Below are 20,417 nucleotides of genomic sequence, written 5' to 3'. Positions count from 1 at the left end.
GTTAGATACTCCAAAATAGGAATGAAGTTCTTTCTTTTACTTCTTCCGAATCGGATTTCTAAGCCCTTGCAGTGAAGTACTACCAACTACTTGGCCAACGTATTCAACAACTGTTCCAAACTGTACTCATCCGGAATTAATACCTCCCGGGCCTTGCTGCCCTCAAACGGGCCCACAATGCCGGCGTGCTCCAGCTGGTCAATCAGGCGACCGGCGCGGTTATAGCCAAGCTTGAGGCGGCGCTGCAGCAGCGAGGTGCTGCCCTGCTGATGCGTAACGATAACACGCGCGGCCTCCTCGAACATATTGTCGCGGTCGGCGGCGTCAAAATCATCACCGTCGCCGTTGCCGCCGCCACTTTCACCCACCACTTCGGGCAGGTGGTAGGCGTCGGGGTAGCCCTGCTGCCCGCCCACGAAGTCGCAGAGGCGGTCCACTTCTGGCGTGTCGATGAAGGCGCACTGCACCCGAATGATGTCGGAGCCCTGCGAAATCAGCATGTCGCCCTGGCCGATGAGCTGGTCGGCCCCGCCGGCATCGAGGATGGTGCGGGAGTCGATTTTGCTCGTCACCTTAAAGGAAATCCGGCAGGGGAAGTTGGCCTTGATGATACCGGTAATCACGTTTACCGAGGGGCGCTGGGTGGCCACGATGAGGTGGATGCCGATGGCGCGGGCCAGCTGGGCGAGGCGGGCAATGGGCGTTTCCACTTCTTTGCCGGCCGTCATCATCAGGTCGGCCAGCTCGTCAATCACCAGCACAATAAAGGGCATGTAGCGGTGGCCCTTCTTGGGGCTGAGACGGCGCTCCACAAACTTGCGGTTGTACTCCTTCAGGTTGCGGCAGCCGGCATCCTTCAGCAAGTCGTAGCGCTTGTCCATCTCCATGCACAGCGAGTTGAGCGTGTTCACCACCTTCTTAGTATCGGTGATGATGGGCTCCTCGGTGTCGGGCAGCTTGGCCAGGAAGTGGCGCTCGATCTTGTTGAAGATGCTCAATTCCACCTTTTTGGGGTCGACGAGCACGAACTTGAGCTGGCTGGGGTGGCGCTTGTAGATGAGTGAGGCCAGAATCACGTTCAGGCCCACCGACTTACCCTGGCCGGTAGCGCCAGCCATCAGCAAGTGGGGCATTTTGGCCAGATCGACCACGAATACCTCGTTGGTAATGGTGCGGCCGAAGGCAATGGGCAGGTCCATTTCCGTGGAAATGAACTTCTCGGTGTTGAATACCGAGCGGATGCTCACCATCTCCTTCTTGGCGTTCGGCACCTCGATGCCAATGGTGCCCTTACCCGGAATAGGCGCGATGATGCGGATGCCCAAAGCGGCCAGACTCAGGGCAATATCGTCTTCCAGGCTCTTGATTTTGCTGATGCGCACCCCGGCGTCGGGCACGATTTCGTAGAGCGTGACGGTGGGGCCGATGGTAGCCTTGATGCTGGCGATATTGATGCCGTAGTGGCCCAGCGTTTCCACAATGCGGTCTTTGTTGGCCTCCAGCTCCTCCTTGGTTACCTGGGCTTTAGCCTGGCCGTAGTCGTTGAGCAGGTCCAGGGTCGGGTACTGGTAGCGGGGCAGGTCGAGCGTGGGGTCGTACTCGCCGGTCGGCATCACCTCGGCCTCCTCGTCTCCTCGGAAATAATAGCCATGTCGGGCCCGGCCGAAGGGTCGAGCTCGGGCTTGCCGGTGGCGTCTTCCACCTCAAACGAGAGGCCCGCGGGCTGGGCCGGCGCAGGCAACGGCAGAGAGGCTGGCAGCGGGGCATCGTCATCGGCCAGATCGGCCAGCGAAAGTGGCGTGGGCACGCTGGCCGCCAGGGCGCGGCCGGGGCAACCGGTGCGCGGTCGGCTCGGGCGCGGCTACTTCAATAGAGAAGCTGGGCCCGCTGGATTTGGGCACTATTGCCGCAGCCACCGGGGCCACGCTCAGGGGCAGCGCCGAAGCGCCGGCCGCCAGCCCCCCTCCTACCGTAGTGGCCGCCGCCAGCGCCGACGAAGCCACGGCGCCGGTACGGAGTGTAATCGGGGCCGGTTCATCCTCATCGAATTCGTCATCAGCCTCCTGCTCCTCGGCTGTCATGGCCCGCGAACCCCGCGTATCGCGCAGCGTGAGGCCGAGCGGGTTGTCGTTGGTATCCTCGGCCGAGGCGGCATCTACGGCCCAGGGGGCGGGCTCGTTGGTGGCGGGGCGGCGGGCGTCGGACTCGTCAGCAGCCTCTTCGGGGCTGCTGCCCAGGTTGAGAGTGGTGATGTTGAAGAAGAACACCACGAACGAAATCAGCAGGAAGGCCAGCAGCAGCACCGTGCCCCAGCCAATGAGGCTATCGAGCCAGAAGGCCGTTTCATAGCCTACGCCGCCGCACAAAAAGTCGAGGCTATGGGCCAGCACGGGGTCGATGCCGGGGCTTTGCAGGGAGAGCACCACGTAGCCCAACAGCACGCTCAGCCAGAGCGTAGTGAACAGGCACAGGGCCAGCACGTAGCTGAACGACACGGCTCCGCGACGAAACACGGTTTTATACCCCAGGAAGAAGACTATCGGAATCAGGGCAAACGCAGCCACCCCAAAGCCGTCCTGAATCAGCCATTCGGCCAGCAATGCCCCCACCACCCCCAGCCAGTTGCCGGTTTCCTGGCCCGCGTCGCGCAGGGCGGTGCGGCCCACGCTTTCGGTCACGCTCTGGTCGGCATGGCCGGTGAACAGGAACGAGACGAAGGCAATGGTAAGGTAAATGGAGCTGAAGAGCAGGAAAAAGCCCAGAAACAACTGGAAGCGCCGGTCGCGCAGGAAGTCAAAGATGCCCCCCAGCTGAAAAACCGGTAGTTTCAGCGGCCTACGCTCCTTCTTAGGCTTGGCCGCAGCCGCCGACTTCGGCTCGTTGCGCCGGTTCTCGCGCGGAGGCGCGTCGGCGGAGGCAGCAGCGGGGCGGGGTTGGTTGCGGGCCGGCCGCGGCTCAGCGGGCCGGGGCTCGTTGCCGCGGCGGGTGGGGGTTTCGGCCGGTTGCTTGTAGGTATTTTTAGCCATTGGGAAGTACGCCAGATACCAAATCTAGGTATAAAAGAGGTGAAATAGAGCGATGAGGAAGTGAGGAATTTATTGTCCGGGGGCTCGGCAGCACGTCAGGTTCGGCTTAGGCCATTGAGCCCGACCACTTACCCCGCGCGGCCCGAGCGCGCAAACGACAAGCGCGCTCGCTCTCCGGTTTAGTATATCACCTCATACACCCACAGGTGCCAGTAGGCATCCGGCGCGGCATATTGGCCGAACAGACGCAGGCCGCTGGCCCGTGGCCGGGCCAGCCGGGCCGCCGACAGCACGTAGCGCCCCCCCAGACGGCGGAAGGCAGCGGCGTTGAACTGCCAGTGCTGCACGATGCGGGCCGGCGTGGCAGGCACCCGGAAATTCTTGCCCAGCTCAGCCGAAAACAGATAGCAGCGGTTGCCCCAGGCATCGAAATATGTGGCCAGCTCCGGGCTTTTGGCCAGCTCGCCGGCCACTAAGGGCCGGAAGGCGTGCTTGTAGGCCAGCGGGTAATTGTTGAGGTAGGCATCGAGGGTAAAAAACCCGTTGAGCGTGGCCACGGCCGGCGGCAGGCCCAGGCAGGCCACCCGGTAGGCCGCCGGCTGCTGGCCCGTACGGTCTGCAATAGCATGTTGGACCTGCCCAAACAGCCCGGGGGCTACGTAGGCGGCATAGGTGGGCTCCGAATCTGGCAGCCGGCCCAGCAAACGGCGCACGTTCAGCGTCCACTCGGTATTCATGCCCAGCCCAACAACCAGCTGCAGGCCTACCAGCGCCCAGCGGCCCCGGCCGGCCGGCAGCTGGCGGAGGCTGAAAACCAGCAGGGCAAACCACGCCAGTGGAAACAGAAAATGAAGCCGCGAAAGATTAAAAGCCCGGAGCAATGGCAGCGCCTGCTGGCCCACAGCCATCAGCTGCGGGTAAAAGCCGCAAAACAGCGCGGCCCCGGCTAGTGCCCCCAGCGCCCCCAGCAACCACCGCCGCAGCTGGTGGCGGGCGGGGCTGGCCGGAACCAGAAACGCGGCCGCACCGGCGGCCAGCAGCGGTGCCAGCCACACCAGCAGCCCGCTGTGGTAGTGGCCCAGCAGAAAGAATCGGGCAGACGCCAGCAGCCCTACCCCTACCCCCACCGGGGCCAGCCGCTCATAGTCGAACTCGAGCCGGTGCGACACAAACTGCCCGCCGAGCAGCCCCGAAACCAGCGGGTACTCCACCACCAGATACGTGGCTGCCAGCACACCCAGCCCCACCATTAGGCTTACGACGGCGCGGTAACGGCCCCGCCAGGCCTCATGCAACAGCAGCACCCCGCCCGCCAGCAGCACGAACACCCCCGCCAGCACCAGGCTCGACCACATTCCGAAGGCCACCAGCACCACATGGTGCGGCCAGCGGGCGGGCCGGCGGCGCAGGTGCAGCAGCACCGCCACCACCGCCGGCTGCCCCAGCACCGATACGCCGTAGGTGGTGTAGGCCGGCAGCACCGCCCAGGCTAGCGCCAGCCCGGCGCACAGCGCAGCATTGCGGGGGCCGGGCAGCAAGTGGCGGCGCAACAGCCAGTACATACTCAGCAGGCCCGCCAGGCGCACCAACAGCTCGTGCAGCAGGTAGGCGGGCAACGTGGGCAGCAGGGCCTGCAGGCCTACCAGGGGCTGCAAACCGGGCCGCAGGGCATTACGGGGCAGCCCGTTCAGCAGGCGCTCTACCACGATGCCCGGCCGGTAGTCGAGGGCCTTGCCTTCGGCTACCAGCGCATAGCCGGTAGCCAGCTCGGTGTCGAGGTTGTCGTTGAGCAGGATGTAAGTACGGCCGGCGGGGGCCACGTAGGCAAGGGCCAGCAGCAGCAGCGCCACTACCGCCCCCAGCAGGGCGCGGCGAGGGCGAAACGGCAAAGCAATGGCGCTAAAAAGAGCAGGCATGAAAGCAGCGGCAGGAACAGGGCCGTAAAAGTAGCTGCCTTTTTGCGGCAAAAGGCATCCTGACCAGCTCTTCGCTCGTTAAAATAATTTCCTCATATTTTAGGCTTTTTCTCATGGTAGAGCAACTACTGTCCAGTCCCGAAAGCCCTGACTATTGCCGGTTGCGCTACTTGCCGGGTCAGAAGCAGCTGACCGTTACCTGGCAGGGCACCATAACGGGGCCGCTGGCCTACGAAGGAGCCAAAGCCGCACTCGATATTATGCATCATCACCCCTGCCAGTGCCTGCTCAATGACAACACCGACCTGCAGGGCCCCTGGTTCGATTCGTTGCTGTGGCTGGCGCAGCGCTGGGCGCCGGCTGCGGCCCAGGCCGGTGTGCAGTATGTGGCCCACGTGGTGCGAGGAGGCACGTTGGCCACCACTTTTCTGGGCACGCCCACTCACCACTTATTCACCCAGTTTGAGATTCAGATTTTCGACCTGCTGGCGGAAGCCAACGACTGGCTGGCAGCGTGCAGGCAGCAAACGGCCCACTGAATGCGGCCGGCCACAGGCACTTTAGCTGCGCGGATGGAATTGGGTGATAACCTGGCGCAGATAGTCGCGGTCGAGGTGGGTGTAGATTTCGGTGGTCGTGATGCTTTCGTGGCCCATCATTTCCTGTACGGCCCGCAAATCGGCCCCGCCCTCGATTAAATGGGTAGCAAAGCTATGGCGGAACGTGTGCGGGCTGATGCTCTTGGCGATGCCCGCCTTTTCGGCGGCAGCCTTGATGATGTGAAAAATCATCACCCTGGAAAGGCCCGTGCCACGCTTGTTGAGAAATACGGTGTCTTCGTGGCCGGGCTTGATGTCGAGGTGGGCGCGGATGCCCTGCAGGTAGAAACCCAGGTGTTTGAGCGCGTCGCGGCCGATGGGCACCAGCCGCTCCTTGTTGCCCTTGCCCGTTACGCGCACAAAGCCCTGGTCGGCGTAGAGGTTGGAAAGGCGCAGGCCGGTGAGCTCGCTCACGCGCAGGCCCGAACTGTAGAGCACTTCCAAAATTGCCCGGTTGCGGGTGCCTTCGGGCGTGCTCAGGTCGATGGCGGCCAGCAGCTGCTCAATTTCAATATAGGTGAGTGTGTCGGGTAGCTTGCGGCCGGTTTTGGGCGCTTCCAGCGTGTCGGTGGGGTCGATGGAAAGCATATCTTCCATGATCAGGAAGCGGTAGAAGGCCTTGATGCCCGAGAGCGTGCGCGCCTGCGAGGTGGCCTCCAGGCCCATACCGCCCAGCCAGGTCAGAAAGTCGCGCAGCAGGCGGGTGGTTACCTGCTGGGGCGAAGCCGGCAGCCGCTCCAGCTCCAAGTACTGGCGCAGCTTATGCACGTCGCGGGCGTAGGCCTCCACCGAGTTGGCCGACAACGACTTTTCGAGCTGCAGGTAGCCCTCAAACTGTTTAATGGCAAGATTCCAGGGCGACATGGGCGGGCGGTTGGGGAGGCTTTGGGGTGAGGGCAGGCAAAGGAACGTCATTCTGAGCAGAGCGAAGAATCTCGCGTGCAATGCTATTCCCGACGCTAGACGGGTGTACCTAACGGTATGATTTGCTTTGGCACACGAGATTCTTCGCTCTGCTCAGAATGACGTTCCTTTGTCCCTAAGCCTTATAATACTCCCAACCCTATGCAAATCCTGCTGCTCAACGGCCCCAACCTCAACCTGCTGGGCCGGCGCGAGCCCGGCATCTACGGCACCCGCTCGTTCGAAGACTACCTGCCCGAACTGGTGGAGGCTTTCCCGCAGTTCGAGTTGGTGTATTTCCAGAGCAACCACGAGGGCGGCCTCATTGACAAGCTGCACGAAGTGGGTTTCAGCTACCACGGCATCGTGCTCAACGCCGGCGGCTTCACCCACACTAGCGTGGCGCTGGCCGACGCGGTAGCCGCCATTGGCTCGCCGGTAATCGAGGTGCACCTGAGCAACCTGCATGCCCGCGAGGAGTTCCGGCAGCGCAGCCTGCTGGGCCGCCACTGCGCCGGCAGCATCAGCGGCTTTGGGCTGGAAAGCTACCGGCTGGCCCTGCACTACCTCGACGGCCAGCGCCCCAAGCGCATGGGGTTTCGGGTGTAAGGCAGCGCGAGGGCGCGGATATCTCGCGTTTACCCCTTTGGCCCTCATTCCCTTTCCTACCTTTGCATTTCCTTTCCAAGCAATCCGCCGTTATGTATACGTTCAATCCCGGGCCTTCGCAGGTGTATCCGCAGGTGCGCCAGTATCTACAGGATGCCTTTGATGAGGGCTGGCTTTCGGCGCCGCACCGGGGCGAGAAGTTTGTGCAGTTGATGCGCCAGACGGTGCAGGAGCTCAAAGCCAAGCTCCACATCCCGCAGGACTACACCATTTTCTTCCTCAGCTCGGCCACCGAATGCTGGGAAGTGCTGGCCCAGAGCCTCACGCCCACCAAAAGTTTCCACCTCTACAACGGCGCTTTCGGCCAGAAGTGGTACGAAACCGCCAAGGCCCTGCGCCCGGCATCGGCAGGCCTGAAATTCGGGATTGATGAGGTGCCCGACGCCGACCGGCTGCCGGGCCTCGACCAGCAGACCGACCTGGTGTGCATCACCCAGAACGAAACCTCCACGACCACCCAGCTGCGCGACGGCATCATCCTCAACTTATACAACCGCCTGCCGCCCAGGGCCCTGCTGGCCGTCGATGCCACCTCGTCGATGGCTGGGGTGCAGCTCAAGTACATCAAGGGCGACATCTGGTACGCGTCGGTGCAGAAGTGCTTCGGGCTGCCGGCGGGCCTTTCGGTCATGGTGCTCTCGCCGCGGGCCATCGAGCGGGTGCGCCAGTTGAAGGAGCGCGGCCACTACAACTCGTTGGCCGACCAGTACGAGAAGATGCTCAACTTCCAGACCACCCACACGCCCAACGTGCTGGGAATCTACATGCTGAGCCGCTCCATCCACGACAACCCGCCCATCAAAACTATCCACCAGCACGTCGTCGAGCGGGCCACCAAGCTCTACGATTACTTCGACCAGGCCACCCAGCTCCGGCCGTTGGTTACCAACCCCGAAACCCGCTCCTACACCGTAATAGGTCTACAGGCCGCTCCCGCCCTTATCGAGGAAGTAAGGCGCCGCGCCCTAGCCCAGAACCTATACATCGGCAGCGGCTACGGCGACCTGAAAGCCACCAGCCTGCGCATCGCCAACTTCCCCGCCATCCCCGACGCCGCCTTCGAGCAGCTTGTGCAGTTCTTCGCCAGGGAGTTCTCCTGAATCACAGACGGTGCAGATGATGGGATGCGGCGGATTCGTTCGATTAACCTCCTTCGCCCCTACACCAGAACGAATCTGCCGGAAGAACGAAATCATTGAAAGCACGAATCCGCGGCTCAGAACGGATCTGCGTTATCAGCACCATCTGCACCATCTGTGATTCATGTTTAGTCTCAAGGAAATTGCTTCAGTTACGCTCACGCTGTTCGCCATCATCGATATTCTGGGCTCGGTGCCCATTATCATCCAGATTCGGCAGCGCGAAGGCGACGTAAATGCCGAGAAGGCCACCATTGTGGCGGGCATACTGATGGTGAGCTTCCTGTTTGTGGGTCAGAGCATTCTATCGCTCTTCGGGGTTGATTTCCAGTCGTTTGCCCTGGCCGGTGCCATCATTATCTTCCTTATTGGGATGGAAATGATTCTGGGCATCGAGCTGTTCCGGCACGATCCGGCGGCGGGCACGGGCTCGATTGTGCCGCTGGCCTTCCCGCTTATTGTGGGCGCCGGCACCATGACCACGCTCCTCTCGCTGCGGGCCGCCTACGCGCTGCCCAATGTGCTGGCCGGCGTGCTTGTGAACCTGGTTTTCGTGTACCTGGTCATCAAAAGCTCGCCCTGGATTGAGCGCAAACTCGGCAAAGCAGGCGAGGACATTTTGCGCCGCGTGTTCGGCGTCATCCTGCTGGCCATTGCCATCAAGCTGTTTAAAACGAATTTTTAGGGAGAAGCCAGGAGATATTAAGAAGCGAGAGGTGATTTTTCTTCTGACGGCCCGTTAGGGATGCCAGAACGAAAAATCACCTCTCGCTTCTTATAGCTCACTTCTGAATCGTCAGTACTCCCCGATGGCAGGTTCCTCGCGGCTCATGAGCAGGCCCACCATCATCAGCACGCCGGTGAACAGAATAACGATGAAGAGGATGTTTTCGGAGACTTCGCCAATGAGGTGCTGTTGCGGGATACTATAGAACAGCAGCACCGTAATGAGGCCTTTCGGGGCGATAAAAAGCTCCGGAATCAGGTCGGTTTTGGCAATGAAGCGCAGGTAGAAATAACGGATAGCCGTGAGGGCCACCACGATAATGAAGCCCTGAATCAGCAGCTGCGGGCTCATGAGCTTGCTGACCGTAATGCTGTAGCCGAAGAGCAGAAAGAAGAACGTGCGGATCAGGAAGGCCGATTCGGCCGTGATGCTGCGCAGCTGGTGCAACTCTTCGGTGAGACGGGCGGGGTTAAACCATTTTTTGATGGGCCCCACCATGAACTGCTCGGCGTTGTTGACGGCCAGCCCGAACACCAGCACCAGCACCAACGACGACAGGTGCAGATTTTTGGCCACGCTGTAGAGCAGAATCAGGAAGGCCAGAATCAGGAAGAACTTGACGTGCAGCCGGATGCGGTCGAGCAGGAAGATGAGCGCGGCAGTGCTTGCAATGGCCACCAGGGCCACGGCTATTACATCGAGCCCGAACGTGGCCACCGACATGCCCTGGCCGAAGTTAGCCTGCAGGGCGAAGTTGAAGAGCATAATGCCCAGAATATCGGAAAAGGTGCTCTCGTAGATGATGAACTCCTGCTTTTCGCCCGTGAGACCCGCTACGCTGGGAATGGCAATGGCCGAACTGATAACGGCCAACGGAATGGCATTCACGAGGCAGCTCTGGAAATTAACCCCCAGCCAGTAGTGCAGAATCAGGGCAATTGCCAGCGACTGCACGACCAGCATGAGCACGGCCGCGAAGAAGGAACGCCGGATAAGTGGAAATTTTTCGCGGGTTATTTTCAAGTCGAGCGCTCCTTCCAACACAATCATAATCAGGCCAATAATTCCGAATATTTCAAGAATTACTTTAGGCGCAACGAACGTAAACTCGAAGTAATCGGCGGCCTGGCGCAGGGCAATACCCGTGAGCAGCAGCATGAGTACCGACGGCACTTTGGTGGCGCGGGCTATCAGGTCGAAGAGGTAAGAAAGAATAATGGCCAGGCTGAGGCCAATAAGAATGGTATAAGAACCCATAGAGTGAAGCTTGGCCCAAAAGTAATTCCGGCTATACGAGCCGGAATAGGGGGCGGTTGGCCGGGGTTGAGAAAACCCGGAACGGCGAAGATACGCTTTCGACGGCGGTAGCGCGGGCCCGCCGCTTGAGCTGAGTCTGCATAGGCGCGCAGCGTACCTTTGCCTTATGCAACAGCTTTTGGGGAAAGAAGTAGCCGTAGTGGGGGGTGGGCCGGCAGGCTTGCTGGCCGCCCAGCGCCTGGCCGAAGCGGGCTGCCGGGTGCGCCTTTACGAAGCCCAGGCCACAGTAGGCCGCAAGTTTCTAGTGGCCGGGCACGGGGGCTTCAACCTGAGCAATGCCGAAGACGCCGCCCCCTTCGCTGCCCGCTACGCTGCCCGCGCCCCCGATTTCACTGGCTTCCTGGCCCACTTCTCCCCCACTCATCTGCGCGCCTGGGCCACCGAATTGGGCATCAGCACTTTCGTGGGCACCAGCGGCCGGGTATTTCCGCAGGCGCACCACAAACCCGCCGACCTGCTGCGCGCCTGGGTGGCACACCTACAGGCGCTGGGCGTAGAGTTGCATGTGCGTCACCGCTGGCTGGGCTTCGGCCCCGACGGTGCCTTGCACCTACGCAACGAAGCCACCGGCGAGAACACCACCGTGCAGCCCGCCGCCACGCTGCTGGCGCTGGGCGGCGCCAGCTGGGCCAAAACCGGCTCCGACGGTGCCTGGCTGCCCGAGCTGGAGCGCGCCGGGGTGCCGGTAGTACCCTTTGTACCCGGCAACTGCGGGGCCGGAGTAGCCTGGTCAGAGTTTTTTCGGGCGAAGGTGGGCCGGCAACCGCTCAAAAACATAGCCCTAAGCTGCGGCGGGGCCACGGTGCACGGAGAAATCATGCTCACCGACTATGGCATCGAAGGCACGCCGGTGTACGCCCTCACGCCGCAGTTGCGGGCCGCCCTGGCCACCGGGGTCCCGGCCCTGCTGCATCTGCACCTCAAACCCGATCTGAGCCCGGCGCAGCTGCTGGATAAGCTGGCCCGGCGCAAGCCGGGCAAATCCGTGGCTTCGTTTCTGGGCGAAGCACTGCGCCTGGGTTCGCCGGTGCCAACGCTGCTGCGCGAGCTGGGCCCGGCAGCATTTCCGGCCGCGCCCGCCGAAGCCGCCGCCCTGCTTTCGGCCCTGCCGATACCTATAACTGGCCTGCGCCCGCTCGATGAGGCCATCAGCACGGCTGGCGGCGTGGCCTGGGAAGCCCTCGACGAGCACCTGATGCTGCGGGCCCGGCCTGGCACCTTCGTGGCCGGCGAAATGCTCGACTGGGAAGCGCCTACCGGCGGCTATCTGCTGCAGGGCTGTTTCAGTACTGGCGCCTGGGCCGCCCGCGGCATATTGCGCTGGCTTGGGAATACCCCTTAGCCACTTACTTTTCCCGCTCCGCGCGCGCAACTTCTTCGGCTTCGGCAAGCAGAGCTTTGGCTTCGTTGAGCAGGCGCTGGCCGTGGTCGAGCTGCTGACGCAGGATGAGGGCGAAGAGCACGAAATACGACACGATGGGCAGCAGCAGCCCCAGCGCAAACCACAGCCAGAACGAGCGGCCGTAGCTATAGGCGCAATACCCGGTTATCAGCGGAACCAGCGACATGGCAAACAGGCCCGCAATAACCAGATCGATGAACATGGGGCTGGAGCTGAGCGGTGGAAAAACTAAATCGTTACGGAAGATACGGTATTATCGGCAGCCGGGCAAAAGCCGCGCCGCCTGTTGCTAACCCGCCCGGAGCGTGAAGGTTGCGGCTGCGGGCCGGCAAAACCTATCTTTCGGTAAGCTTTTTGCGTACCTGCCCCTTTCCGCCCTCCACGTTCTGCCCGCTGCCCCTATGTGGGAAAACCAAAGCCTGTTTCGCGTATCCGCACAGCTGTTCGCCGATGGCGTATTTAACCTGCTCGACCGGGCGCTGAAGCCGGAGATTTTTCTGCTTGGAATTGCCTCAGCCCGCGAAACCGACGAGCCCCAGGCTGTACTCATCGAGCCGCAGAACCACCGCTACGCCGGCCCCGATTTTGCGGCCGTGAAAGACCACGCCGTGGCCCTTGAGCCCGATGGCCCCCGCGAAGTGGTGTACCATCTGCACCAGCTCGACCATGACCGTTACGAAAAGCAGCGCTGGTACGAGCTGCTGCGCCGCGCCACCGAGCACACCCTGCACGAGTTGGTAGCCCGGCGCCAGGAAGACCGGGTAAGCTTCTGCTCGACGCCCGTGAGCACGGGCGGCTACCAGGTGCTGATTGTGCTGCAGCTTTCGGCCGAGGCCTACCACAACTACTACGCCCTGCCCGGGCCGACCGTGCCCAACCGCCCGGCCGCGCTGCTGGCCGCCACCATCGAAGAGCTCCTGCTCGACGCCTCGCGGGCCCTGCGCGAATCCGACCACGCCGACGATGATCGGCTGGTGCTCAACCGCGACTACAACGAGGTGCTGCGCGCCGCCGGCCGCCGGTTTATGCTGCGCGCTGCCGCCGGCAGCCACGGTCTCTATGACGCCTGCAACGGCGTGGCAGCCCTGCGCCACGAAGGCGACGAGGGCGTGGGGACGATGCTCATCTCGAGGCGCAACCACCCGGCCGTGGTGCCGGTACTTATGCTCGATACGCCGGTGCCGTTGCGCGACCACCGCCGCATTCGTAAGCTACTGGAGCTGAGTGAGGACCGCCACGCACTCATTACCGATGCCACCGACGTATTCGGGCTGGGCTACCTCGTGGAGCCCGACGATGCGCAGTACGAACCGCTGTTCACGGTGCATTTCACCAAGCACTACAGCTGGGAGCTGAGCCACGACGGGCACCGCATGATGAAAGTGGTGTCGAACACGCCACGCCTGCCGCAGGGCACCATCGACGAAGGCAACTTCACCAAAGCCGTGGGCCGCATTTTCCCGGCGCTTGATGCGGCCGGCATTGCCTACCTGTGGGAGCTGACACTGAACGCCGCCAAGCAGGAACACGGCACCATTCTGCTGATTTCGGAGGGCGCGGCGCAGGAGGCCGTCCGGCTCTCACCGCAGTGCTTCCGCGTAACGCCACGCCTGATGACGCCCTCAGTGCTGCGCCTGGTCACCAACATCGACGGGGCCGTGCTCATCGAGCCGAGCGGCACCTGCCACGCCATTGGGGCCATTCTCGACGGTTTGGCCACCGAGAAAGGCGACTCCAGCCGCGGCTCGCGCTACAACTCGGTGCTACGCTACGTAGAAAGCAGCCGCTACCCAGTACTGGCCGTGGTGGTGAGCGAAGACGGCTGGATTGACCTGTTGCCTCCGGTTTGGAGGTAGGTTGGGAAAATGGACGAGTTGGTAATCGGGTAAAAAAAGAACGTCATTCTTCGCTTCGCGCTGGATGACGTTCTTTTTTTAAGTCCTAAAACCTAGCCGTTCACGCTTTTCATCATGGCTTCGGGGTAGCGGGAGCCGGCGGCGGCGTGCTGGGGGGCTATTTCGTCGATGCGGGCCAGGTCCTGGGGAGTGAGGGCGAGGTCGGCGGCGGCTACGTTTTCTTCGAGGTAGCGCACGCGCTTGGTGCCGGGGATGGGCACGATGTCGTTGCCCTGGGCCAGTACCCAGGCCAGGGCCAGCTGGCCGGGCGTGCAGTCTTTTTCGGTGGCTATTTCCTTGAGGCGGGCCACCAGGTCGAGGTTCTTCTGGAAGTTCTCGCCCTGAAAACGGGGCGTATGGCGGCGGTAATCATCAGCGGCCAAGTCTTCGAACTGACGGATCTGGCCCGTCAGGAAGCCCCGGCCCAGCGGGGAGTAGGGCACGAAGCCGATACCCAGCTCGCGGCAGGTACGCAGAATCTCGTCCTCGGGCTCCCGGCTCCAGAGCGAATACTCGGTCTGTAGGGCCGCAATGGCGTGCACCTGGCTGGCACGGCGCAGCGTGCCGGGGGCGGCTTCACTTAGGCCCAGAAAGCGGACTTTGCCTTCCTCCACCAGCCGGCTCATGGCGCCCACGGTTTCCTCGATGGGCGTGCTGGGGTCGACGCGGTGCTGGTAGTAGAGGTCGATGTGGTCGGTGCCGAGGCGCTTGAGGCTGGCTTCGCAGGCGGCGCGCACGTACTCGGGACGGCCGTTGATACCGCGCTTTTCGGGGTTGTCGGGGTTGCGCTGGATGCCGAACTTAGTGGCAATAACGGCCTCCGTGCGGCGGCCCTTCAGGGCCCGGCCCAGCAGCTCCTCGTTGAGGAAGGGGCCGTACATATCGGCCGTATCGAAGAAGGTAACCCCTATTTCCAGGGCCCGGTGAAGGGTGCGGATGCTTTCCTGGTCGTCGCGCTGGCCGTAGAAATCGGACATGCCCATGCAGCCGAGGCCGAGGGCGGAAACTATGAGGCCGGAGCGGCCGAGTTGGCGGGTTTTCATAGTGCGGTGGATTTTGATGGAGGGGATGAACGGGCAAAACGGCTTTGATTGCTACAAGTTTGGCCGGTGTCCCCAACCTGTACGTTGGGGCTGCGTTTCTGTACGAAAACTCCTTTCTCCCCCATGACACTAACTCCTGCTTTCGACCAAGATGACCGCCTGCGGTGGGTAGAGCGCGTGTCGCGCCTGCTCGACAGCCAGTTCCGGGTGCCCGGCACCAACTGGCGCTTCGGCCTCGACCCGCTTATGGGCCTGATTCCGGTGGTGGGCGGGCTGCCCTCGCTGGCCATTTCGGGCCTGCTGATTCTGACCATGATGCGCCACGGCGCCAGCGGCAACCTGGTGGTGCGCATGGTATTCAACGTGGTCCTCGACACACTGATTGGCGCCATTCCGATAGTGGGCAACATCTTCGATTTCGCCTACAAAGCAAATGAACGTAATGTTAGGCTTTTAAGGGAGCACTATTCCAGTGGTAAACACCAAGGCTCAGGCATAGGAGTAATTATACTGTCTATCAGCACTTTAATAGTGATTTTTACACTGATTTTATGGGGTAGTTTCGAGCTAATAAATTACCTCTATCATTACCTGTCATAACATGTCTTTATACATGGTTTATACAGTCAGGACATTTCATTATCTTTGTGTATAAGTTCAGTTTCATACGCTTATACAATCTTTACAAAACACAAAATGGGAACGCTAACCATCAAACCACGTCCTATAGGTAAGAAGCTAGGAATCAGCATAAACTACACCCATAAGGCACAGATAAAGGCTGTACCTTTTCAAAGAGCAACGGGTGTAACCGTTGAGCCGGAAGAATTTGATAAGGCTACTGGTAAGGTGATCAAGCGTACTGATTCCGCTACCATGAACCAGAAGATTCAAGCCACTCTGAAGGATGTACAGTATTGCTTAAATGAATGTGAAGCCAACGGTGTAGAACCATTCAAATCCAACTTGGATGTAGAATGGGAGAAACTACAACAGCTTAAAGTAACTAGGGAGACTACCGAACCACAGGCACAGAGCGTACTTCACAGAATGCTTGGGATGCTCAGAGCGGAATTAGAAGATCTGAAGCTACAGGTGAAACGGAAAGAGGAGGAAATTGAGGCTGAAGAGCGGAAATTGAAGGTGTATGTGTCTAAGAACTTTATTACACACATTGATATGTTTCTTGCTCAGAATGATCAGCTAAAGGAAAATAGCAAGAAGAACTACACAGGGTTGAAGGATGCTGTGAAGCTGTGGAAACCATCATTGAACATAAACGATATCACCAAAAGCACTCTTAACAGTTTCAGGAATTGGTTAACTACGGAAAAGGAAACCAGAGTAATTGACCTTGACTCTACAGAAGCTTACAACAAAGAAAACCCTACGGCTACCAAGACCATTTATGTAAAAGGTTTACGTAATTCCTCAGTACGAGAATTACTACAGAAAATGAAGATCGTATATTACTTCTTTTCGGATACCTACCACTACGATATCACTGAGGTTAAGAAATGGAAGATTGGTATCAAGAAATCACAAAACCATTCTGTAGTATTCTTAACCAAATCTGAATTTGAAGCGGTAAAGAAAGTTAAATGCGAGAATAGCAGAGAGCAAATACACAGGGATTTCTATTTGTTGATGTGTAATACTGGCTTGAGGTTCGTTGATGCTTTGCGGATCAAGAAACACCACATTATTAATGTTGAAAACAACCTGTACCTTAAAATCATTCAGCAAAAAACCACCAAACCAGTACAAATACCACTTACTCAAGATGCGTTGGCTATTCTTGAGAAGTATGATTACCACTTTGATTACGATAAGGGAAACAAAGAAGGTGTTGGGTACACTGCTCAGATCGGCTACTATATGAATAGGCTGATGGAGCGTAACAACATCTGCAACTACAGCTTGGTACGCACCAACTATAAGAACAACGTTGCAAAAGAAGATGAGAGCAAAATAAAGAGAGAATTGATCAACTCGCACACGGCGAGAAAGACCTTCATCAACATCAGCTTAACCAACGGAATGAAGATTACAGCCCTCAAGAACATTGTTGGACACTCTGAGTTGAATATGATAATGGATGTGTATGGTGATGGTTCACTGAACACTGAGGAAATGGGTAAAGCTGGTTGGGATATGCCTAACACCCCTACCTTACCTGCTGTTACCAACAGTAAGATGAAAGTGGTAGCATAAGCTCTATACAGCCTCACCAGCAACAGAAAGCCCCTATAGATTCCACGTCTATAGGGGCTTCATATTTACGTTATTCCTAAAGCCTTGTCAGATTCAGTTGCTAAAAAATCTGATGCCCTTCACCTATTTTTTAAGCATATCTGCTAACTCAGGTGTAAAGAATGCTATAGGCTCAACGGTTGTATCATACATTTTATTGAGACGTTCTAATAGCATTGCAAACGCTTCCTTGAACTCCTTCACCTCTTCCTTTTGCGCTGGATTCACAGGCATACTCGAAGTCGTATTTTCAACCCAAAATTCAGGAGGTATCATATCTAATGATATACTGGAATTAAAAGGGCTATTATAAGAAAGTGTTTCTCCTCTCAATCTTTTAACTTGCCTGTCTACCATTTGCGCCCTCACAGCATCGTTTTGAAACAATTCTGCTACATCTTTTATGATTTTTTTCTTTAACTTTTGATTTGAAATTATTTCGTTTTTAACATTGAGGTTGTAGCTATTAGACAATGTAGTATATAATTTCCTAGCATTAGGCAAAGATTCGTCAAACACCATCTGCACACGATCTTCAGTATTATAAGTAACATTTCTTCCTCTTACTTGGTCGCTTTCCGATATACTCAATTTAGAACCACATGGATATGAATACATTTTCACAGGTTGCTTTAATTTGCTTCTTAGATAATAACGAATGCTGTAAGCTCTATTTAATGACAGTATGAATTTCGCCGTATCATCATTTGCAATAGCAATATCACTAGCATCACGATCATTGATCCCACTTGTGTGTGTAGAAAGAACAATTTCTTTTACCTCATATCGACTACCAAGTTTTTCATTTACCGCATTAGCGATGGCATCTAAGGAATACATTGCATTATCAGTTAGCCTGTAGCTATTCGAGTAGAAACTAATTCCCTCAGTTTGTATTGGCAAACTCAATCGCTCATCATTTGCAATAGAGTCTGCGACTATCTGTTTCTTAATTGCTCGTTGCCCAGCCTCAGCTTTGAGCGATCTAATAGCACCAGCAGAATTTATACTGGTGACAGCAACCCCGTTTTCAAACACGATCTTGCTACCCTTGCTATACTTAATCGACTGTTTCTTACCATCTTCTAGCAGCACAGCATTCTGCCAAGTGCCCGCATACATGTCATTCTCATAGCTACCTGATGCATATTCAGCTTCCGAGCTACCATAGATTCTCGCTGGTCCACTGAGACGATTGTTCTGGTAGGAGAATGTTCCTGAAATTTTTCCCTCTTTATATTCAGATCGCTTTAACAGCTTACCATCAGCACCATACAAGTGCTTTTCTGCCACTTTGTTGCCATCTAAGCGCCTGTAGACAGTCCAGACTCCCGATGGGTTGCCATTGATATAATTGCCAACAAACTTATTAGCATTGTAACGAACAGCAGAAGACAAATCACCGATGTAGTAGGCTGGTCCTGTTTTGGCACCATGTACATAGGTACTGCTCTCCATTACTTGCCCAGCAGTAGAATACATGTCTCCTTCGAAGTAGCGGATGTATTTTCCGTGCTTTTCACCGTTCTCATCTTCACCCCACCGTTCCTTCACCACTTTCGTTTCTTTACCATACTCGTCTTTGAAGTAGGTGCGGGCAGGCGGTGGGGCAGTAGTTTTTTGAGCATGGGAAGTAGATACACTCACTGCAAGACTGGCTGCTAAGCAGCTAACACGCAAATAGGTCATGAACCGGCTTTTCGCGGTAGGATGCATACTCTGGATAGATGTTGAAGGTGAAATGATGTGAAGGCTCGAAGTAGGCTATCACCCAAGCTCCTGCTGGTAATACAAATCTAACGAGCTTTGGGCGCATTCCTGCGCCCAACATCCATTTTTGAGGTAGGGAGCTTGCTGGGGTGAAGAATCCAGCAGGCGTTAAACTTTTCGGGGCTCACCTACGCTCCTTGCGGGTGATCAAAGGATGGAGCCAGCAAATGCTAGCCGATGTTGCTAACGTGGAAAAATCCACCATCAAGCGCATTGAAACCGCAGCATTTAGCCCTACACTAGATGTTCTGATTTCCTTGTGCCGGGCACTAGACATGGAAATGGGCGACTTTATGAGTTGTGCTGATATCACACAAGTGGATTCTAGCATATGATATAGTGATGTGCATGGTCACATTATTGTTATAGCAAGCTTCGCAGCCAGTACAGAGCACTACTGACACAAATTCTGCTTAGCAACATACTATTTTTACACCGGCTACTGTTGGTATCAGTATGCCGTGAACCACATAGTGGGCTATCAGCTGATAGCACACCACCAATCATCCATCGTCTTGAATTATAAGATCTATTGCGCTGCGTTATCAATATCATTAATCACTTCATCAATACTGTTGCTATCTGGTTGCTCACCTAAAGGTCCTCTCCCGAAACATGAAAGTGTTTTGCGGGCACTTACCGAAAAGCGCTACGAAGCAGCCATTAATAAGCTGGATACCCTGATTGCTCACCAGCCAGACAGTATGCAACACTACATGCTCAGGGGATACGCTCATGATAAGTTGCAAAACTATGAAGCGGGAATTGCCGATTTCACCACTGCCATCCAACTGGATTCATCATCAGCGACAGCCTACAACAACCGGGGGTATGCCTATTACCTGTCAGACCAGCCTCAGCTAGCTGAACAAGATTACACTCGTGCTATCCGTCTAGACTCTACCTTCTCTCCTACTTATGGGAACCGAACGTTGCTGTATGTATCAATCGGGCAATACAAGCAAGCTGTACAAGATATTGATCGTGCTTTAGTGCTTGGAGATACATTGAACTCCACTTACTATAATTTGAAGGGTTACTCTGAATTGCAGCTGGACCATCCCACTCTCGCTGTTCGTGCTTTGACTAAAGCAGTGAGGTTACACTCCAACTACACTGACGCGTTAAGCAATCTAGTGCGGGCAAGACGCTCCCTATCGGATTCTATCAGAATAAAATAGTTTCATCAAGGTCATGGCAGCAATAAAAGGCAACCTTTATCGGGTTGCCTTTTTGCATTACATATGATTCACACTACTTGCTTATAGCAGGCTGTGGCTATTATAATCCAGATCAAACGCTCATTTATTTTAAAAAAACCTTCTCTACACTACGTATGAGCGGTTTTGAGTGAGAAACGGGGAACATTTGGTAAGACTACTATTATGTTCTATAACCTCCTATATGGTAGGCACATCTCATCATTATAATATAGATAAAAGAGAATGCCCACCCGCAAGGGACTGGGCATTTTTTTATGGTTTTTATCTCATCAGGTTAAAACCAAATAAGTTTTTTTTAATAACATATAAACAAGATATGGAACGAACCACAGTCTATATATAAACACAAATCAAACATCACACTCTTGTAATATCAATAGGATAATTATAAAAGCAAAACCAGTATTTATCAATGAAATATTACTTTCTACCTCCACATTTAGATATTAACAATCTAAATACTCATTTAACAGATGAATCCCGAAGATCACAGGTAACTGAAAACACCTGCCTATTGTTCACACATCTTTGCTGT

Annotated in this window: 19 protein-coding genes; 10 read left to right on the top strand and 9 right to left on the bottom strand. The window is 56.6% G+C overall.

Annotated features, from left to right (window positions below; translation table 11 throughout):
• Window positions 1-86 precede the first annotated feature (86 nt).
• The 4 genes from D0N36_RS03910 to D0N36_RS03895 form a co-directional block, all read right to left on the bottom strand.
• Entirely contained in the window at window positions 87-1,616 is a 1,530-nt protein-coding gene (locus tag D0N36_RS03910; protein WP_242478791.1) for a DNA translocase FtsK, read from the bottom strand.
• On the bottom strand, window positions 1,613-1,807 hold the full coding sequence (locus D0N36_RS03905; RefSeq protein ID WP_147320745.1) for a hypothetical protein: 195 nt from the start codon (window positions 1,805-1,807) through the stop codon (window positions 1,613-1,615). The genes D0N36_RS03910 and D0N36_RS03905 overlap by 4 nt, the downstream gene beginning before the upstream one ends.
• The gene (locus tag D0N36_RS03900; RefSeq protein WP_116939904.1) at window positions 1,770-3,026 is read right to left on the bottom strand and encodes a DNA translocase FtsK 4TM domain-containing protein; all 1,257 of its coding nucleotides are present in this window, start codon (window positions 3,024-3,026) and stop codon (window positions 1,770-1,772) included. The genes D0N36_RS03905 and D0N36_RS03900 overlap by 38 nt, the downstream gene beginning before the upstream one ends.
• A 179-nt stretch (window positions 3,027-3,205) precedes the next feature.
• The gene (locus D0N36_RS03895; protein WP_147320744.1) at window positions 3,206-4,942 is read right to left on the bottom strand and encodes a DUF6044 family protein; all 1,737 of its coding nucleotides are present in this window, start codon (window positions 4,940-4,942) and stop codon (window positions 3,206-3,208) included.
• 113 nt (window positions 4,943-5,055) lie between these two features.
• Between D0N36_RS03895 and D0N36_RS03890 the strand changes: the two genes are divergently transcribed.
• Entirely contained in the window at window positions 5,056-5,481 is a 426-nt protein-coding gene (locus D0N36_RS03890) for a hypothetical protein (RefSeq protein WP_116939898.1), read from the top strand.
• A 21-nt stretch (window positions 5,482-5,502) separates the two neighbouring features.
• Here D0N36_RS03890 and xerD read toward each other — a convergent pair whose 3' ends face one another.
• On the bottom strand, window positions 5,503-6,405 hold the full coding sequence (gene xerD / locus D0N36_RS03885) for a site-specific tyrosine recombinase XerD (RefSeq protein ID WP_116939997.1): 903 nt from the start codon (window positions 6,403-6,405) through the stop codon (window positions 5,503-5,505).
• Window positions 6,406-6,606: 201 nt separating this feature from the next.
• On the opposite strand from xerD, the gene aroQ reads away from it, so the two are divergent.
• The 3 genes from aroQ to D0N36_RS03870 all read left to right on the top strand — a co-directional run bounded on the left by aroQ (window position 6,607) and on the right by D0N36_RS03870 (window position 8,937).
• The gene (aroQ, locus tag D0N36_RS03880; protein WP_116939895.1) at window positions 6,607-7,053 is read left to right on the top strand and encodes a type II 3-dehydroquinate dehydratase; all 447 of its coding nucleotides are present in this window, start codon (window positions 6,607-6,609) and stop codon (window positions 7,051-7,053) included.
• A 92-nt stretch (window positions 7,054-7,145) separates the two neighbouring features.
• Window positions 7,146-8,213 carry an aminotransferase class V-fold PLP-dependent enzyme gene (locus D0N36_RS03875; protein WP_116939893.1) on the top strand — a complete coding sequence of 356 codons (1,068 nt, stop codon included), beginning with the start codon at window positions 7,146-7,148 and terminating at the stop codon, window positions 8,211-8,213.
• A 163-nt stretch (window positions 8,214-8,376) separates the two neighbouring features.
• Window positions 8,377-8,937, top strand: a complete 561-nt coding sequence (locus tag D0N36_RS03870; RefSeq protein ID WP_116939891.1) for a MarC family protein — start codon at window positions 8,377-8,379, stop codon at window positions 8,935-8,937.
• Window positions 8,938-9,048: 111 nt separating this feature from the next.
• On the opposite strand, the gene D0N36_RS03865 is transcribed toward D0N36_RS03870, so the two are convergent.
• Complete coding sequence (locus D0N36_RS03865; protein ID WP_116939888.1) at window positions 9,049-10,236, bottom strand: cation:proton antiporter domain-containing protein; 1,188 nt, start codon at window positions 10,234-10,236, stop codon at window positions 9,049-9,051.
• 166 nt (window positions 10,237-10,402) lie between these two features.
• Here D0N36_RS03865 and D0N36_RS03860 point away from each other — a divergent pair, with 166 nt between their 5' ends.
• Complete coding sequence (locus D0N36_RS03860) at window positions 10,403-11,638, top strand: BaiN/RdsA family NAD(P)/FAD-dependent oxidoreductase (protein WP_116939886.1); 1,236 nt, start codon at window positions 10,403-10,405, stop codon at window positions 11,636-11,638.
• Window positions 11,639-11,642: 4 nt separating this feature from the next.
• On the opposite strand, the gene D0N36_RS03855 is transcribed toward D0N36_RS03860, so the two are convergent.
• Window positions 11,643-11,900 carry a hypothetical protein gene (locus tag D0N36_RS03855; protein WP_116939883.1) on the bottom strand — a complete coding sequence of 86 codons (258 nt, stop codon included), beginning with the start codon at window positions 11,898-11,900 and terminating at the stop codon, window positions 11,643-11,645.
• Window positions 11,901-12,099: 199 nt separating this feature from the next.
• On the opposite strand from D0N36_RS03855, the gene D0N36_RS03850 reads away from it, so the two are divergent.
• Entirely contained in the window at window positions 12,100-13,554 is a 1,455-nt protein-coding gene (locus tag D0N36_RS03850; protein WP_116939881.1) for a diadenylate cyclase, read from the top strand.
• A gap of 92 nt (window positions 13,555-13,646) precedes the next feature.
• Here the strand turns inward: D0N36_RS03850 and D0N36_RS03845 are convergent, their stop codons facing one another.
• Complete coding sequence (locus tag D0N36_RS03845; protein ID WP_116939879.1) at window positions 13,647-14,636, bottom strand: aldo/keto reductase; 990 nt, start codon at window positions 14,634-14,636, stop codon at window positions 13,647-13,649.
• Window positions 14,637-14,759: 123 nt separating this feature from the next.
• Between D0N36_RS03845 and D0N36_RS03840 the strand changes: the two genes are divergently transcribed.
• Together D0N36_RS03840 and D0N36_RS03835 are read left to right on the top strand one after the other, a co-directional pair.
• Window positions 14,760-15,236, top strand: a complete 477-nt coding sequence (locus D0N36_RS03840) for a DUF4112 domain-containing protein (RefSeq protein WP_116939876.1) — start codon at window positions 14,760-14,762, stop codon at window positions 15,234-15,236.
• A gap of 96 nt (window positions 15,237-15,332) precedes the next feature.
• Window positions 15,333-16,850 carry a tyrosine-type recombinase/integrase gene (locus D0N36_RS03835; RefSeq protein WP_116939873.1) on the top strand — a complete coding sequence of 506 codons (1,518 nt, stop codon included), beginning with the start codon at window positions 15,333-15,335 and terminating at the stop codon, window positions 16,848-16,850.
• A gap of 123 nt (window positions 16,851-16,973) precedes the next feature.
• Here D0N36_RS03835 and D0N36_RS03830 read toward each other — a convergent pair whose 3' ends face one another.
• The gene (locus D0N36_RS03830; protein WP_147320743.1) at window positions 16,974-18,605 is read right to left on the bottom strand and encodes a hypothetical protein; all 1,632 of its coding nucleotides are present in this window, start codon (window positions 18,603-18,605) and stop codon (window positions 16,974-16,976) included.
• Between the two features lie 143 nt (window positions 18,606-18,748).
• Here D0N36_RS03830 and D0N36_RS20225 point away from each other — a divergent pair, with 143 nt between their 5' ends.
• On the top strand, window positions 18,749-18,994 hold the full coding sequence (locus tag D0N36_RS20225) for a helix-turn-helix domain-containing protein (RefSeq protein ID WP_116939868.1): 246 nt from the start codon (window positions 18,749-18,751) through the stop codon (window positions 18,992-18,994).
• A gap of 180 nt (window positions 18,995-19,174) precedes the next feature.
• Window positions 19,175-19,840, top strand: coding sequence for a tetratricopeptide repeat protein (locus D0N36_RS03820; protein ID WP_190242506.1), 666 nt, complete (start codon window positions 19,175-19,177; stop codon window positions 19,838-19,840).
• The last annotated feature ends 577 nt before the right edge of the window (window positions 19,841-20,417 follow it).

Origin of the sequence: Hymenobacter lapidiphilus (assembly GCF_003417065.2) — a bacterium.
GTDB lineage: Bacteria > Bacteroidota > Bacteroidia > Cytophagales > Hymenobacteraceae > Hymenobacter.
Note: the sequence above shows the minus strand (reverse complement) of the source record. Positions and strands in the feature narration are given on the sequence as shown.